This is a genomic window from Methylotuvimicrobium alcaliphilum 20Z, from assembly GCF_000968535.2.
GTDB lineage: Bacteria > Pseudomonadota > Gammaproteobacteria > Methylococcales > Methylomonadaceae > Methylotuvimicrobium > Methylotuvimicrobium alcaliphilum.
This window is the reverse complement of record NC_016112.1, coordinates 1,989,722-2,006,529: the sequence shown is the minus strand read 5'-3', so window position 1 is coordinate 2,006,529 and position 16,808 is coordinate 1,989,722. Positions and strand designations below refer to the sequence as shown.

Here is a 16,808-nt window from a genome sequence, read left to right as displayed (position 1 = left end):
AGATAGGGGGGTAAAGATAATGCTAAATGTAAGGCTTGGCCCCAGATTTGGAAAGTAACACTGTCGGTACAATCAGGAATGAGGCAGCATCAGATTGATCGAAGATCCGAAATTGGCAATGACTTACCGGCTGTCACAACACCTCATTTCTAGCAATGCGCACAAGTTTTTGAGCGATATTTTCCGGTGACAGAACAAAATCGATGCAGCCACTCGCAATTGCTGTCTCCGGCATGTCTGGCTGAATAGCGGTATCAAGCTTTTGAGCAATGGTGATGCCGCCGACTTCTTTGATGCCGCAAAGCGCGTCAGCTCCGTCACCATCATAGCCAGAGACAATCACAGCAATCAGCTTACCGTCCCAATGCTCCGTCAATGAGCGTAGAAATACCGTGATGACATCGGGCCAACCATGAGGCTTCGATATTGGCTTTAAATGAAACTGTCCATCGGTGACGTGTAAATCCCGATTGGCTGGAATGATAAACACGCGGTTAGGTTTCATTTGCAGACTTTCCGTGATTAGCTCAACAGGCATGGTGGTATAAGTCGGCAGAACTTCATGCAGCATGGTCGGCATTTTTGTGATGTGATTAACAATGACGATAGCTACGCCTAGGTTTGCCGGCAGATTTTGCAACAACCTAATATAAGCGTCGAGCCCGCCCGCCGAACCGCCCACACAAACGACAGGAAAATCGTTCTCCAAGGAAACCGCTTCGTTTACTCTGTTGCCGTTTGCTACCCCTGAAGTTTCTGATTCATTAACGGCTCCGTATCTATCGTGTATCATGAGTACCTCTTTAATTGTCGACAAACAACCATCCTATACCAAGAAGAAAAGGGGTCACGAAAAGGGGTCAGGTTACTTTTCCGACCGAAAAGCGAAAAGGGGTCAGGTTACTTTTCAAGACTAATTCGCAGACTTCGACAGGTAAGTAGGTGAGCTTATTTTTGCGCAACCCTTCCAACGAGCGGGCACATAGCGCCCTGCCTATTTTTTATCGCCCACGCCGAATGTTCTCCAATACTTGTTAAGGAACGAGCATGAAATAACTTAGACAACTGTTGGAAGGGGGTTTGGTGGCTCGATTGACAGGTGTCGGCGGCAGGGATAAGCCGCCGTCAAGCCTACACGGACGTATTCACGGCGTCCTGTCAAGCGAGTCACCAAACCGCAGCAATTCCCAGTTTGAGCAGTTTCGCCGATTTTAGGGTGCGGGGTATGCCTGTCGAGGAACGCCGTAGACCCATCCATGGGGGCTTGGCGGCAGCTCCCTGCTGCCGACATCCTCGCCAAGCATACCCCACACCCTTTTTGATCTCCAAATTGGGAATTGCTGACCAAACCGCCACAAAGCCTACTACTTGTATAAGTTATTTTGTGCATATTCCTAAGGCGATTTTCTGCGAAGCCTATCGATCCGGACGCCGCTCCAGAACCAGAAATTGATTCGGCTCTCCGACTACATAAATTCGGCCGTCATTATCAACGGCCACACCTTCCGGTTGCCATAACCAGCCAATCAATCCTAATTTTCCTGCGCGTAAACTGAGCCGCGATAATTCCCGCCCCTGCATGTCGACGACATGCAGACTGTCGGAGGATTCACTCAATATCAATAACTTGTCTTCCTTCCCCGGTAATACGCTCAATCCGGCATAATCCCTTACCTTCAGTCGCATAGACAATAATCCTGACAAATCTACCCCCATACCCCATTCGTCAACTGGCTGATGCAAAAGGGTAGGAGGCGTTTCATTCACTGCAAATAAGCCAAATTGTTGCGACCACGCTACGCCTTCGATACCGTTATTGTCATCATCTTCTTCTGCCAGATTAAACCTGACTGCCTGATCGTGCGTTATCGATTCCGTAGCTTCAGTGATTTCCACCCGCATCAGGTTGTAGAGATTTTCTTCGGCAATCACAAAAAAGTTATCATACAGGTAGGTTATGGACTCGGTATCCCGAAAACCGGGTAAATCAATTGTCCGCTGCAACTCGCCATTTTTATTGAGAACATGAACCTTACAGGGTCTATTGGTCACCGCATAAAGCAGACCCGATGGCGGATGATAGGTGATGCCCGAGAGATTTTCTTGGATGCCGTCGACATGGCGAGCAGGCTCAATCGGTTGATAACGACTCAGATCCCACTCCGTTTCTATTCCGCTTTTTAAAGGCGAGTAATCAGGAAAATGCCATGCAATCCATCCGGACAACAGTAACAACGGCAATAACAACCACAAACGTTTTTTTCCTGACACTGGATTTCATTAAACCTTCGTAAATTTACAGAAGTTCGGATTCTCGATTGTTTATGTTAACTCGAACTTAACTTAACAATTAATACTATTTACTCATCGTAGATCAAAATTCGGCGCCGGGGTGTCCGTCAAAGGACGCCGTGAATACGTCCATATAGGCTCTATGCCGGCTCCATGCTGGCAAAACCTTTGTCGAGCCCCCGGAGCCTCCTTAGACGCTGCCGAAATTTGAAGTGCGAAAGGCATATTAAGGATTACTACCGACTCCCCCGTTAACTTTTCAATTTCAAATTTTTAAGATTTCCTCCAACGGCACCAAATTTAGTTTGATTCTAAATAGAATCTCTTTATTTTCCAGCACCCCGTAACATTCGTAAGAACGCAACAAGATTCTAGTGTTATTGAGTGTATTATCCTTGGACTCCGGCAGTTGTTTGACCAATATGTAAACTTTATCGTTGTTTTTCAGTTGCCCGACCCAATGACGGTCGATAGATAACTCATGCGAGGTATAAACCATTGGATTAGCCTTGAAATCGTGATTCTCAAGTTGAGCCTTTTCCAGTAAGACTCCGGAAGTTAAGCTACAAGGGAATATTTCAGGATAATGGGCAACTTCGGCTAGTTCGTCAAAATAATCGGATTGCTCGGCCAAAGAACCCGACAAAAAATTTTTGACATTGCCGTTATGCATCCATTTTCGCATTAAAAAGTAATCGCTGCCCGGAACCAGAGTTTTATCTGCAACCGTATTCAGATCCGGCAAGCCGTTTAAATCAGTATTTGCAAGAAACAGCGGAGCTTGGGTTTCTTTTTTATAGCCGAGCAAAATCGTTTTGCCTTGCGACTTAATAACGACTCGGTTAGTCAACGTCAAATCGGGAATCGTGTTGATCAAGGTTTTTTTAATTTCCAGAGAAAATTCCTGGCTCGGCCGTAAGGCATTGACGAAAGTAATCTGGTAATTGCTAAATCGCAATTGCTTATCAACTATGATCTGCTCCTCATGCTGAGCCTCGCGGTACAGGCGCATCTGGTATTCGATCAGCGTATTCAACTGAAAACCCAGCACGATGGGGCCTTTGAATGGGTTATGAGTAATCTGCAACCATTTGTGTTTGTCGTGAAACAGGTTGAAGTCGTCGGAAGCATTTCGTGCGACTTCAATATGAATTTGTTCAAAAGTAAACGATTGCTTTTTCATGTTTAATTTGGCCGCGACAATTCGAAAACAACCATTTTAGTTGCGGATTGAAATTAGTCGGAAAGTTTTTTCACATGATCATAATCATGACATCAATCTGAAAAAAGAGACCGGGGTACTACTCTTATTGGCCGCCATCAATCAAAAAAAGTAACCTGACCCCTTTTCGTTTCCTTTTCGTTTTATTTGGCCTATCGGGTAAATGACGTATACCGAAAAACCGGTAGACATTCTAAAGTGCTTCAGACTTTATTAAACACGTCCACAGTGTACCGGCCAAAACCGTAACGAAAGCATACTTTTTGCGTGTCGATATGCCGAATGATTCGATACTATACCCATCGTAGATCATAATTCGGCACTGGGGTGTCCGCCAAAGGACGCCGTGAATACGTCCATGTAGGCTCTATGCCAGCTCCATGCTGGCAAAGCCTTTGTCGGACGCCCCGGCGCCTCCTCGGGCACTGCCGAAATTTGAAGTGTGAAAGGTATAAAATCGCTGATAAACAAATCGGTAATCAAGCGATCGAATTTAATTTGGCATCGCTGTTGCTTATTTTTCAGTGATCGCACCCATTTTCGTTTTTGGCTTCCCTCTCCCTTGAACCGTCCCTAAGCGAGTGGGAGCGATTACGCCAAAATTTGAAATGCGAAAAGAAGTAGAATTTATTTTTATCAATCACAGGATAGCCATGATCGAACCGTTGCATCACCTAAAATCAAGCGTTTTCATCGCTCTTTCGGTTATCTCGACAACCTTAATCGGATGCACGATAGGCCCGGATATGAAACGAGTGCCGATCGATGCCGCTTCGGTAAAGCAAATCTTTTTCGAAATCGATATCGAAGCGGCCGGCTATCAAGCCGATGACACGGCGAATCATGAAATGGCCGAAACAATTGCAAGCCATTTAAACGAGTGGGGTTATACCATCGGCAGCGATGCCGATAAACCCGCCGGCCATCGGATGCAGGCAACGATCGAAGCCGTCAAGCACGGTAGCACCCCAACCGGCTTTTCATTTACTGCCGGAAATTCCGACCCGCGAGCGGTAAACTTTCAAAAAGCGGAAATCGTGCCGATCACCTGCTCGCTAATCTCGACCGCGAACAGCACCGAGTCGGCGGACTATACGATGGAATTTATCGCTAAACCGCTATCAGGGGGCGAAAAACGCTCGCGATTGATCGACCAAGTGAGCACCGTTTGCCTGAATTTGCTGAAATCGCTCAAAGTTCAACCGGAAGAACGTGCAGATGCGCTTCAAGCCACCAGTCCGAGCTGGGCACCGGATGTTTTGATCGAAACCGTTGAAGAGCCGGAAACGCAAACCGAACCAGGCAAGCCAGTGCCCTCCGAGACAAATGACGTTAACGCCGAAAAGAAAAGCTATAAACAAATTACGATCCATAACCAAGGTTCGCCCGTTATTTTGAAACTTGGCCATGAAAGAAAATAATTCGGAATTATAGCGCTCGCTCGTTAAATTTCCGATTTATGAAAGTTTACCCCTGCACTCTCCCTTTCGGGAGAGTCGCATGATCACGATATTCGATATGCACAAGGCATAGAAAAACCGCACTCCGCCCACCGCCCTCTTCCGTAGCACTAAGAATGTGCGTTTTTTCGTCATTCGCACCATATCAATACACGCCACCGCCGTTATTTGACACATGCGCACCGATCGGGTGCCGGGCGACTTATAAACAGCTTATGACAATTACGGCATATAAATTGCTTAATTTATTCATTATTCAATGACTTGCTGTCTAAGCTGAAACTGCATGCCTGATTATCAATGAGCGCCCCGATTCATCAGAATATCTCGAAAATTCGCCGCGACTATAACGCTTGGGTCGCTAACGAATCTCTAGAAGATTATGCGCTTCGTTTTGCGCCGCGTAGTTTCCGCAAATGGTCCGAGTTCCAAGTGGCCAATACGGCCTTCGGATCGACTTCGTTTCTGGTTTTGGAAGCCATCGGCGGTTTTCTGTCTATCAATTACGGATTTACCAACGCGTTCTGGGCTATTTCAGTGGTTGGCCTAGTCATCTTCATCACCGGTTTTCCCATAAGTTATTATGCCGCCCGGTATAACATCGACATCGATTTACTGACTCGTAGCGCCGGTTTCGGCTATATCGGCTCGACCGTTACCTCGTTGATTTATGCCTCGTTTACCTTCACGCTTTTTGCACTCGAAGCGTCGATCATGTCGCTCGCACTCGAACTCTATTTTCAAATCCCGATCGCATTGGCCCATGTCATCAGCGCGGTGATCGTAATACCGTTGGTCGCATTCGGAATCACGACGATCAGCCGGCTGCAACTATGGACTCAGCCGATCTGGCTGATTTTGTTGATCGCGCCTTATATCGCCGTTTACCGGCACGAACCCGAAGCGCTACTGACACTCAAAACCTATTTTTGGATCGCCGGCAGCGGACGCGATTTCGACTGGCTATTGTTCGGCAGCGCCGCGACGGTGGCTTTTTCGATGGTCGCTCAAATCGGCGAACAAGTCGACTTTTTGCGTTTCATGCCCGAAAAAACTCGACAGAACCGCTTTCGTTGGTGGTTCGGTACCATTGCCGCCGGTCCCGGCTGGGTATTATTCGGCATGCTCAGACAATTAGGCGGGGCTTTGCTCGCACATCTCGCACTGCGTAACGGTATCGCACCGGAGCACGCACACGAACCGACGCAAATGTATTTGATCGCTTATAACGATCTGTTCGGCAATCCTGCGATTGCGCTCGCCGTCACGACGCTGTTCGTCGTCATCTGCCAAATAAAAATCAACGTAACCAACGCCTATGCCGGCTCGCTCGCCTGGTCGAATTTTTTTTCGCGAGTGACGCACAGTCATCCCGGACGCGTCGTTTGGTTAGTATTCAATGTCTCGATCGCGTTATTGTTGATGGAGTTCGGCGTTTTCGGCGCTTTGGAAAAAGTGTTGGGTTTGTTTTCCAATATCTCGATCGCTTGGATCAGCGCGGTTGCCGCCGAATTGATGATCAATAAGCCGTTGGGCCTCAGCCCCAAAATCGTCGAATTCAAGCGCGCCTACCTGCCCGACCTCAATCCGGTCGGCATTATCGCAACCTTATGCGCGTCGATCGTTTCGATACTGGCCTACCTTGGCGCCTTCGGCGATTATCCGCGCGCTTTCTCGGCGTTTATTTCGCTTGGCCTAGCCTTTATTCTTGTTCCTCTCATCGCAGTCGTTTCCAGGCCTAAACATTATCTGGCTCGCGACCGGGACGAAAACAACAAGGCGTCTCATCAACACTGCAGCATTTGCGGCAACACATTCGAGCAGGAAGACATCGCCTATTGTCCAGCCTATCTAGGCAGTATTTGTTCGTTGTGTTGCACGCTCGAAGCGCGATGTCTGGATGCTTGCAAACCCGGAGCACGACTCGACGATTATTTGGAAATAGTGGCCCGGCGCTTTCTGCCGAAAACGCTATCGCTACAGGCTCGTTTGCGATTACAGCGCTTTGGCCTGCTGTTTTTGTTTCTGACGGTACTTACCAGTATTTTTATCGGCATCATTTATTATCAGGATTTGTTGACCGCCCAACCTTATTTGCCTGCTTTTCGACTGCTACTGGAAAATTTCGTCAAGATTTATGCATCGTTGTTGGTTTTTATCGGTTTGTGTACCTGGTGGCTGATTTTGAACGATGAGAGCCGCCGCGTCGCCCATGAAGAAACGGCTAAACAAACGCAATTATTGTTGATGGAAATCGAGGAACACAAAAAGACCGACGTGAAACTAGCCCAAGCCTTAAAAATGGCCGACGCTGCCAATAGCGCAAAAAGCCGTTTTTTGAGTAACATGAGCCATGAAATCAGAACACCCCTCAATAGCATCATCGGTTACGCTTATATTCTTCATAAAGACACGGAAATACCCGAACGCCGCCGCCAAGCGGTCGAAACATTAAAACGGAGCGGCGAACATTTGTCATCGCTAGTCGAAGATATCCTCGATATTGCGAGTATCGAGGCGCGTAAATTCGAAATTAAATCGGCGCCGTTTCATTTTCCGGCTTTTATCGATCATTTAGTGCGGGTCTACAAACCCCAGGCCGAATCGAAAGGTTTATCGTTTTGCTGCCAGTTCACCCATTCCCTGCCCCAGCGAATTCGCGGCGATGAAAAACGGGTCGGACAAATTCTGATTAATTTGCTGAGTAACGCCGTCAAGTTCACAGAAACGGGAGGTATCATCTTCCGCATCGGTTACAGCGGCGAGGTCGCCAACTTTCAAGTCATCGACACCGGCAAAGGCATCGAGCCGAAACATTTGCAAAACATCTTCCAACCCTTCACACGGATACACGACAGTAGCGGCAATGCCGTTTCAGGCAGCGGACTCGGGCTTACGATCAGCAAAATTTTCGCCGAAATCATGGGAGGAGAACTGTCGGTTACGAGCGAACCCGGTCGGGGCTCTGCATTCACGGTACGCCTGTTTTTACCGAATCAAGGCGCGACGCCGGAAGCCGTCAGAGATAATGACGTCCAAGGCTACTCGGGACGCCGCAAACGCTTGCTCGTCGTCGACGATCAGGCTGAACATCGCGATCTAATCGTCTCGATTCTGGAACCCCTCGGTTTCGTCATGGATGAAGCCGAATCCGGTGGAGTTTGTATCGACATCGTTTCGGACAATCCTCCCGACCTCATTCTGCTCGATCTTTCGATGCCGGATATCGACGGTTTAGCAACCGCTACTGTGCTACGCGAGAAAGGCTATAAACACCCCATCGTTGTACTGAGTGCTAACGCCTATTTGACGGACCGAGTCGCCGCTATCAACGCCGGTTGCAACGATTTTCTCTCGAAGCCGGTAAAAATTCGCGAATTATTATACAAACTTGGACTGCATCTCTCGCTGGAATGGATTCACCAGAATGATGACACGCTTGTTTTGAATCAGTCGGCAAATAATGCGATCGTATTCCCCCCGCAACAAGTAATCGACGAACTCGCCGGATTCGTTCGAATCGGCGATTTAACTGGATTGAAGACTCGATTAGACCTTTTAGCTTCGGAATACGCGCTATTCGTCGCCAAAATAAAAAAATTGGCCTACGAATTTAAAATCGGGGAAATCAAAAAACTGCTGTTATCGAGTAATGATGTTGAAATTACGCTAGTGAAGACCGATTCGATCGATAAGATTTGAACTTGCGATTATGAATATTCAGCCTTTATCCTAAATTCAGCAATTTGACCATGAAGCACATGAAGTTCCTGTAGAATTTCAATATATTACCTAAGCGTTCTCGCTAACATCTTGAGTGGTAATTATTCACATCCCCCTATCGTTCCCACGCTCCAGCGTGGTAATGAAGACCGAGACGCTCTAGCGTCTCGTACCGCTGGAGCGGTACTCAGGCGTTCCCACGCAGAGCGTCACTGCCATTAAGTTAAGGATTTTTCCGTTCGCCCTGAGCCTGTCGAAAGGTGAATGGAAAAGCCTGGGTCGATAAGTTAAGCCGTCCATGGTTCGACAGGCTCACCACGAACGGCTTAACTTAATGGCAGTGACGCAGAGCGTGGGAACGATAGTTGCTAGGGGACTGAATATTTACCTTGGGCGAGTGAATGATCCATACAAATTCATAGCAAGTTATTGAATTAAATTCATATTCTTCATGTTATTCATGGTGAAACGCTTTTTTAGGTTTATGGGCCTGCATTTAACATTTACCAAAATGGCTTGGAATCAATTTTAAATTATGACTGCGGCAAATCATTCCGTTAATAAGGGCACAGTATTGATCATCGACGATACGCCCGGTAATTTGGCGTTTTTATCCGACACGCTCTCGGAAGCCGGGTACCGGGTGTTGGTCGCCATCGACGGGCATTCCGCACTCGAGCAAATCGGTTTTTTGCACCCCGATATTATTTTGCTCGATGTCGTCATGCCGGGAATCGACGGTTTCGAAACCTGTCGAAAAATAAAGAGCAATCCGGCCACAACCGACATTCCTATTTTGTTCATGACCGGACTGGGCGAGCTGGATAATCTATTAAGGGGCTTCGACGAAGGCGGCCTGGACTATATTGTCAAACCGATCAAACCGACCGAAGTTTTGGCACGAGTCGATGTTCATCTGACCCAAGCCAGAACAATCAGCCGCGCCAAAACCGCGTTGAAACATGCCCCGTTCGCCGCTTTAACTGTGGATAGGTCCGGACGGATTACTTGGCTGACACCATGCGCGGAAACATTGTTGAGCCAATTAACCGAAAAACTTGAATCAAGCCGGAAAGTAGAAATCGGCGTACTACCTCCGCAACCGATTTCGGGATGGCTCCGAGAACAAATTCAGGCTAACCATATAGGTCGGGAATTACCTTCGGAAATAGATCACACACTCGGCAATTTATCGATCAAACTCTCTCGAAGCGCGGACTCCCATGAATTCCTATTGCTTTTGCAACAACGCGCAGGCTCACGAGATTGGAATCTTGAGTCGCTGAAAGACTCCTTGGGTCTTACATTAAGAGAAGCGGAAATACTGATGTGGATTTCCCGCGGCAAAACCAACAAAGAAATCGGCATAATCCTCGGCAGTAGCCCACGCACCGTGAACAAGCATTTAGAGCATATCTTCGAAAAACTCGGCGTTGTCACGCGAGCCGCGGCCGTAGCCATGGTCATGCAAAAAGCTAAGGAATGAACACGAAATAATTTACTCCTTTTATACTCAAAATATGACTAAGGAACGAGCATGAAATAACTTCGACAAATGCTGAAAGGGGGTTCGGTGGCTCGATTGACAGGCGTCGGCGGCAGGGCAGATTTTTGCTCCTGCAAAATCCGCATTCATGCCATCCATGGCAATCTGATAGCCGCCGTCGAGCCTACATGGATGTATTCACCCAGCACCTAAATTCCATAGCCCATTGGCTATGGTTAACTATCTTGGATAATTTAGGTGCTGGGTTCACGGCGTCCTGTCAAACGAGTCGCCGAACCACCACAATGCCTAAAACTTGTAGAAGTAGATTTGTGCATATTCCTAACTTTATGAAGGTATGGTTGTGGCTAGCGAGAATGTCGGCAGCAGGGCAGATTTTTGCTCCTCGGCAATTGCTGAGTTACATGGATGTAATGAATGCAGAAAATGCAGGAGCATTTTTCTGCCCTGCATTGCCCTAATACACGCCATCCGTAGCGTAAATGCAAAATCTGCATTCACCCAGCACCTAACGCTAGGTGAGGGATCGGACACTCCGGCGCCTCCTCGGGCACTACCAAAGTTTGAAGTGCGAAAGGTTTATTCTGCGGACAAAATCGCAGTTTAAAACGATAACGTCTGAAACAATTGTAACCGCTATCTTTTTTGATTTTAGGCTTTGAACCTAAATATCGCAATATATAGATAGTGAATTTTCGATTGGCCCCCACTTTAGGGCTGCCTGGAGGCAGCCCTCTTTTTCCCGATTTATCTCAGTTAGAATTAGCTCAAACAAACTTTCCTCAATTCATCTGTGTCTTTTTTACTTCAGATTGCGGTATTAACGTAAGACGGCATCAGGATAGTCGATCGATTTTTGCTCCTGCATTGCCTTACGTTGCGCCTCTGCTTTATCGCTAATCGGTACATGCTATACTTCGGCAATTCTAATGTCCTCCGAACCCCGCGATAACACCATCGCCGATCATGCTGAACATCATCTGGATTTTCTTTTTTTTGAGCGCCTTCATGACGGCCGTCATCAAACTAATCGTTATGGGCGACCATCAGGTTTTCGAGCGCATCATGTCTTCGATGTTCGCGCTTTCAAAAACTGCTTTTGAAATATCGTTAGGTTTGACCGGCGTTTTGAGCTTATGGCTCGGTATCATGCGTATCGGAGAACGTAGCGGCTTCATGCTCCTACTAACGCGCGGCTTGACGCCGCTGTTCACGCGCCTGATGCCTGAAGTACCGAAAAACCATCCGGCCTTGGGCGCAATGGTCATGAATATCGCCGCGAACATGCTCGGTCTCGACAATGCCGCTACACCGCTCGGCATCAAGGCAATGAAGGAACTGCAGACCTTGAATCCTAACCCGAATAGCGCGAGTAACGCACAAATTTTGTTCCTAGTCATTAACACTTCGGCGGTCACTTTGTTTCCGGTGACGATTTTCACGTACCGAGCGCAATTGGGTGCCGCTAATCCGACCGATGTCTTCATTCCTATACTGATTGCCACTTATTTTTCAACCGTGGCAGGCTTGATTGCTGTCGCTGCGGTTCAGAAAATCAACTTGTTCGATCGAGTCGTTGCATTATATCTGGGCGGTTTCAGTTTAATGATTGCTATCGTGGTCGGATATTTTTACCGGCTACCTAAGGAACAAATGCTCGAACAGTCCGCACTTATCAGCAACATCATTCTGTTCACGTTGGTCGTTGTGTTTATCGGCGGCGCCGTTTATCGACGCATCGACGCTTATGAAGCCTTCATCGAAGGCGCGAAGGAAGGCTTTCAGACCGCAATCGGCATCATTCCATACCTGGTCGCGATGCTGGTCGGCATCGGCGTGTTTCGCGCGAGCGGCGCATTGGATTTGGTGGCTGAAGGGGTTAGAGCACTGGTCAAAATGCTGTCTTGGGACGACCGTTTCATCGACGCATTGCCGACCGCGTTGATCAAACCGTTCAGCGGCAGCGGCGCGCGGGCGATGATGATCGATACGATGCAAACGCTCGGCGCCGACTCATTCGCGGGGCGTCTGGCTTCTATCGTGCAAGGCAGCACCGAAACGACCTTTTATGTTTTAGCCATATATTTCGGCGCGGTCGGCATCAAAAATATTCGCCATGCGGCCGCTTGTGGGATAATAGCCGACTTTTTCGGCATCTTAGCCGCCATACTCATTACCTATTGGTTTTTTGGATAATGTACGTACATCTTAAAACATTGGGCTGCCGTCTCAATGAAGCCGAGCTCGAAACTTGGGCCCAGGCCTTTCAACAAAAAGGCCATCAAATCACGCGCCAGGCCGAGAACGCGAATCTGATCGTGATCAATTCATGCGCGGTTACGCAAGACGCGGCACGTAAATCGCGTCAATTAATTCGGCGCATACACAGGGCCAATCCGGCTGCCAAACTGGTCGTCAGCGGCTGTTACGCCACACTCAACCGCGAAGAAGCCGAGCAGTTGATGGGCGTCGATCTCGTCATCGGAAATCAAGACAAAGAAAGTCTGGTCGCCAAAACCCTGACCGAACTGAACATGGACAGCATGCCGGCCATGTCGACCGAACCCGGCGAAGTCTCATTATTCAGCCGCGGCCGTCAACGTGCGTTTATCAAAGTACAAGACGGCTGCCGTTACCGTTGCACGTTTTGTATCGTGACGGTTGCTCGTGGCGAGGAAAAAAGCCGACCGATACGAGAAATCGTCGACGAAATCAATACGCTTTATAGTCAAGGCATCAATGAAGCCGTCATCACCGGCGTGCATCTCGGCGGTTACGGCTCCGATTCCGATTCCGATCAAAGTCTGTCCGACTTGATCAAAGCGATTCTTAGCGATACCGAAATTCCGAGACTTAGGCTGGGTTCTCTGGAGCCTTGGGAGTTGCCGAACGATTTTGTCGAGCTTTTCGATAATCCTCGCCTGATGCCGCATCTGCATCTGCCGTTGCAAAGCGGTTCGGATTCGGTGCTGCGACGCATGGCCAGACGCTGCAAAACCGAAGAGTTCAGTGAAATCGTGACCGGCTTGAGAACCGCGGTTCCGCACTTCAACATCACGACCGACATCATCGTCGGTTTCCCGGGCGAAACCGAGCAAGAATGGCATGAAAGCTTCGATTTCATCGAAAACACCGGTTTCGGGCATATTCATATTTTCGCCTATTCGCGACGCGAAGGTACGAAAGCCTCTACGCTACCGAATCAAATCCCGGAAGCGGTCAAAAAACAACGCAGTCGAGAGCTACATGAATTGACCGAAACGATGAAGCGGCAATTTCAATCGGAAAACATCGGGCGAACAACGCCGGTGCTCTGGGAAAGCCAAACCGAGCCCCTCGACAACGGTAAACATCGGATTTTCGGTTATACGCCGAATTATCTGCGCGTCGGCTGTGAGGTCGACGAACCAGAAGCGATAGAAAACCGAATTGTCGATGCCAAGCTAATGGCGACCGATAACAATCATTTAGTTGCGACACTGGTTTAGGAAATTTCTTCAGCGTTAAACCTAACGTTCATGAAAGCCCGGCAATCACCCCGGCAAATGAAAGTACGAGACGTGGGGAGGGCGCGGTCACTCGCCCGACAGGACGCCGTTAATACGTCCATGTAGGCTCGATGGCGGCTATCCTGCCGCCAACGCCTGTCGATCGAGCAACCGCACCCTCTCCGGAACCGGCATTGCCAGAACAGAGATTTGTATATCGAAAAATTAGATAATGAATCCAAATTTACGAACTTTCACAGTAAAAAAGCATTTATACCCTTTGCTGGTCAAATTTCGGCGCCGGGGTGTCCGTCAAAGGACGCCGTGAATACGTCCATGTAGGCTCTGTGACAGCATCCCTGCTGTCAAAGCCTTTGCCGAACACCCCGGCACCTCCACGCGTCAATGCCGAAATTTGAAGTGCGATGGGTATATACCTTTCGCACCTTCTGGAAACAGCCCGTTTCTTCGACCGGATAGGAGTCAACAATACTTGAAACCCGATTCGACTTTATTCCATTCAGTCAATTGCTTTAGTCGTTCCGGTTGTTTATCTTAATCGACAACGAATCACTGGGAGCGGCAGCGATGATTAATACGAAAGACGACCCGATAAAAAAATTTTTGGAAAACACCCATGTCTTGACTGATTTTTGCAGCCAAAACGGGTGGATTATAAACGAATCGATACAGTATGAGGTTTTGGACCGGCAACCCGGCGAATTGTTGATTTATGTCACATTCCTTGAAAGCATCATGGAAGGTTCAGGATGCCAATGCGATCAAAAATCTTGCTATGGCCGTTTAAAACTGATATTGAACAACAAAGGCGAAATCGTCTCGGCTTGCACTGTTTAAAAAAATCGGCTACTCACTTAACGCGGGACAGTTTAAAGTTAATCCGTTTGTGGTGAGCCCTTCGGCTGCGCTCAGGAGAGCCCTGTCGAACCATGGGCGGATTAACCATCCACCCTACGACAAGCTCAGGGCGAACGGTTAATCCTTAGTACTTTTATCCCGTTTTAAGTGGGAAGCCAAAAAACATACGCTTTTCTAATTTTTTCACCCAACGCTTGATTACTTTTGCACACCGGCTTTTCTATGGCAAAACTTATAAAGAAAATCAGCAATTTATTCTTAGGCTTTTGGGTTTTTATTTATATTCTACTGGAAGAGCTGATCTGGGATACGATTGCTATTCCGGTTTTTAGGTTTGTCCATAGCCTGAAGGTTTTGCAACGAATAGAATCCTCGGTTGTCGACTTGAATCGCTACGCGCTTCTGTGCGTTTTTCTGTTTTTATTCATTCAGGTCGAGCTACTCGGCTTTATCGCAATCGGCTTGCTTGCCAAAGGTAGTCTAGCTTTTGGCATTACCCTTTATATCGGTAAAATTCCAATTGCTGCATTTACTTTCTGGCTTTTTCGCATTGCCAAAGCCAAGCTCTTAACATTTGTTTGGTTCAAGATATCCTATGAATTTTTAATGCGGATTATCGATTCAATCAAGGCAAGCGCGATGCATCAACGCATCGTTGGCCAAATCGTCAATTTGAAACAAAAATTTGAGAAACTATTACCGAAAAATTGGGTTCAAGCCCTTAAGAAATCATCGTTATTCTTATCGATAAACCGATTCCGACTTGCTTTCATTCGGCATCTCAAATCTCTTAGATAATATGAAAATCATCACGCATTTTTTGTTTTTTCCGGTCTTTTTATTGTTCTGCGTAACGCTCGCGCATGCCGAATCCGAGTCTTTGTCGGCTTATTTAGCGCCGAAAGCCATTACTCTCAAGCAAAATTCGGACCTCAACCGTTTAATCGAAACCGCCGGCGATAAAAAATTGGTCTTACTCGGCGAATCGACGCACGGTACGCATGAGTTCTACCATTGGCGCAGCGAAATTTCCAAGCGCTTGATTACCGAAAAAGGCTTTTCATTCATTGCCGTCGAAGGCGATTGGCCTTCGCTCTATCGACTCAACGACTATGTCAAAGGCCGATCCAAGCCGGGCACGACGGCTGTCGATGTGCTCAAAACCTTCGCCCGCTGGCCGCAATGGATGTGGGCGAACCGGGACATTGAGGCCTTGGCCGAATGGCTTCGCGAATTCAACAAAACCCGTCCGGAATCGGATAAAATCGGCTTGTTCGGCATGGATGTCTACGGGCAATGGGAAGCGATAGACGACCTACTAGCACTAACCGGCGCGTATTTTCCCGAGCAGCTTCCCGAAATCGAACGCCGGCTGAACTGTTTCAAGGAGTACGACCGTGATGAATGGATGTACGCGAGAGCCACGGCGCGAGGCGGTTTTTCATGCGAAAAAGAGTTGGCAGAAGTCCTTAAAATCATTCAAGATCTAAAGCCCGAAGCCGCTGATAACGACCCTAAAATCCGTTTTCGAGCCAGGCAAAAAGCCCTGGTCATCAAGAATGCCGAGGATTTTTTCCGCTTGGCGATCCGCGAAGGACCCGATGCCTGGAATAGCCGTGCCAAACACATGTGGGTATCGGTCGAGGGCTTGCTCGAACGTCATGGTCCCGAAGCAAAAGGCATCGTTTGGGCGCACAACACGCATGTCGGCGATGCCAGCAAAACCACGATGATTCTGCGAGAAACCTTGAATATCGGTCAATTGAGCCGGCAATCGCTCGGCGCGGAGCAGGTATATATCGTGGGTTTCGGAACCGATCAAGGCAAGGTAAATGCCGGGGCTAATTGGGGCGCGCCGATGTCGATCATGACCATACCCAAAGCGCAGCCAGGCAGCATCGAGGAAGTCTTGGCAAGGCTCGAACCGGAAGCGTTTTATTTGATGTTCGGCGACGAAGAACGGCGCCACGAAGCGCTCGATCAACTGATTGGAAACCGTGCGATCGGGGTGATTTACGATCCAAGACGGGACTACGGCCAGTATGTCGGCTCGCGCGTCGCGCGGCGTTACGACAGTTTTGTTTTCATCAAAAACACTCGGGAATTGACGCCGGTTCGATAGTTCCCCGGGCGTATAAACCTAAATTCGGCAGTTTAACCATGAAGTTCATGAAGTCTTTTAACGGCCTACTCTAAAATTTTAACAACCTTTTACTGCGAAAGCTCACAGATTCGGA

General features: G+C 48.1%; 11 protein-coding genes. 8 read left to right on the top strand and 3 right to left on the bottom strand.

The window, feature by feature from the left end; all coding sequences use genetic code 11:
• Window positions 1–133: 133 nt before the first annotated feature.
• From MEALZ_RS08480 to MEALZ_RS08470, 3 genes are all read right to left on the bottom strand, one after another.
• Entirely contained in the window at window positions 134–817 is a 684-nt protein-coding gene (locus tag MEALZ_RS08480; protein ID WP_198482333.1) for a chemotaxis protein CheB, read from the bottom strand.
• Window positions 818–1,416: 599 nt separating this feature from the next.
• Complete coding sequence (locus MEALZ_RS08475) at window positions 1,417–2,271, bottom strand: SdiA-regulated domain-containing protein (protein ID WP_048481328.1); 855 nt, start codon at window positions 2,269–2,271, stop codon at window positions 1,417–1,419.
• A 286-nt stretch (window positions 2,272–2,557) separates the two neighbouring features.
• Window positions 2,558–3,475 carry a hypothetical protein gene (locus tag MEALZ_RS08470; protein WP_014148217.1) on the bottom strand — a complete coding sequence of 306 codons (918 nt, stop codon included), beginning with the start codon at window positions 3,473–3,475 and terminating at the stop codon, window positions 2,558–2,560.
• 647 nt (window positions 3,476–4,122) lie between these two features.
• Between MEALZ_RS08470 and MEALZ_RS08460 the strand changes: the two genes are divergently transcribed.
• From MEALZ_RS08460 to MEALZ_RS08425, 8 genes are all read left to right on the top strand, one after another.
• Window positions 4,123–4,935 (top strand): hypothetical protein, encoded by an 813-nt coding sequence (locus MEALZ_RS08460; protein WP_162472933.1) that lies wholly within the window; start codon window positions 4,123–4,125, stop codon window positions 4,933–4,935.
• A gap of 339 nt (window positions 4,936–5,274) precedes the next feature.
• Window positions 5,275–8,676, top strand: a complete 3,402-nt coding sequence (locus MEALZ_RS08455; protein WP_014148215.1) for a hybrid sensor histidine kinase/response regulator — start codon at window positions 5,275–5,277, stop codon at window positions 8,674–8,676.
• Window positions 8,677–9,232: 556 nt separating this feature from the next.
• The gene (locus tag MEALZ_RS08450) at window positions 9,233–10,183 is read left to right on the top strand and encodes a response regulator transcription factor (protein WP_014148214.1); all 951 of its coding nucleotides are present in this window, start codon (window positions 9,233–9,235) and stop codon (window positions 10,181–10,183) included.
• Window positions 10,184–11,170: 987 nt separating this feature from the next.
• Window positions 11,171–12,400, top strand: a complete 1,230-nt coding sequence (locus MEALZ_RS08445; protein WP_014148212.1) for a nucleoside recognition domain-containing protein — start codon at window positions 11,171–11,173, stop codon at window positions 12,398–12,400.
• Window positions 12,400–13,692 (top strand): tRNA (N(6)-L-threonylcarbamoyladenosine(37)-C(2))-methylthiotransferase MtaB, encoded by a 1,293-nt coding sequence (gene mtaB, locus MEALZ_RS08440; protein WP_014148211.1) that lies wholly within the window; start codon window positions 12,400–12,402, stop codon window positions 13,690–13,692. The genes MEALZ_RS08445 and mtaB overlap by 1 nt, the downstream gene beginning before the upstream one ends.
• Before the next feature lie 588 nt (window positions 13,693–14,280).
• Window positions 14,281–14,550 (top strand): hypothetical protein, encoded by a 270-nt coding sequence (locus tag MEALZ_RS08435; protein WP_017838928.1) that lies wholly within the window; start codon window positions 14,281–14,283, stop codon window positions 14,548–14,550.
• A 243-nt stretch (window positions 14,551–14,793) separates the two neighbouring features.
• Complete coding sequence (locus MEALZ_RS08430) at window positions 14,794–15,369, top strand: hypothetical protein (protein WP_014148209.1); 576 nt, start codon at window positions 14,794–14,796, stop codon at window positions 15,367–15,369.
• A 1-nt stretch (window position 15,370) separates the two neighbouring features.
• On the top strand, window positions 15,371–16,693 hold the full coding sequence (locus MEALZ_RS08425; RefSeq protein ID WP_014148208.1) for an erythromycin esterase family protein: 1,323 nt from the start codon (window positions 15,371–15,373) through the stop codon (window positions 16,691–16,693).
• Window positions 16,694–16,808 lie beyond the last annotated feature (115 nt).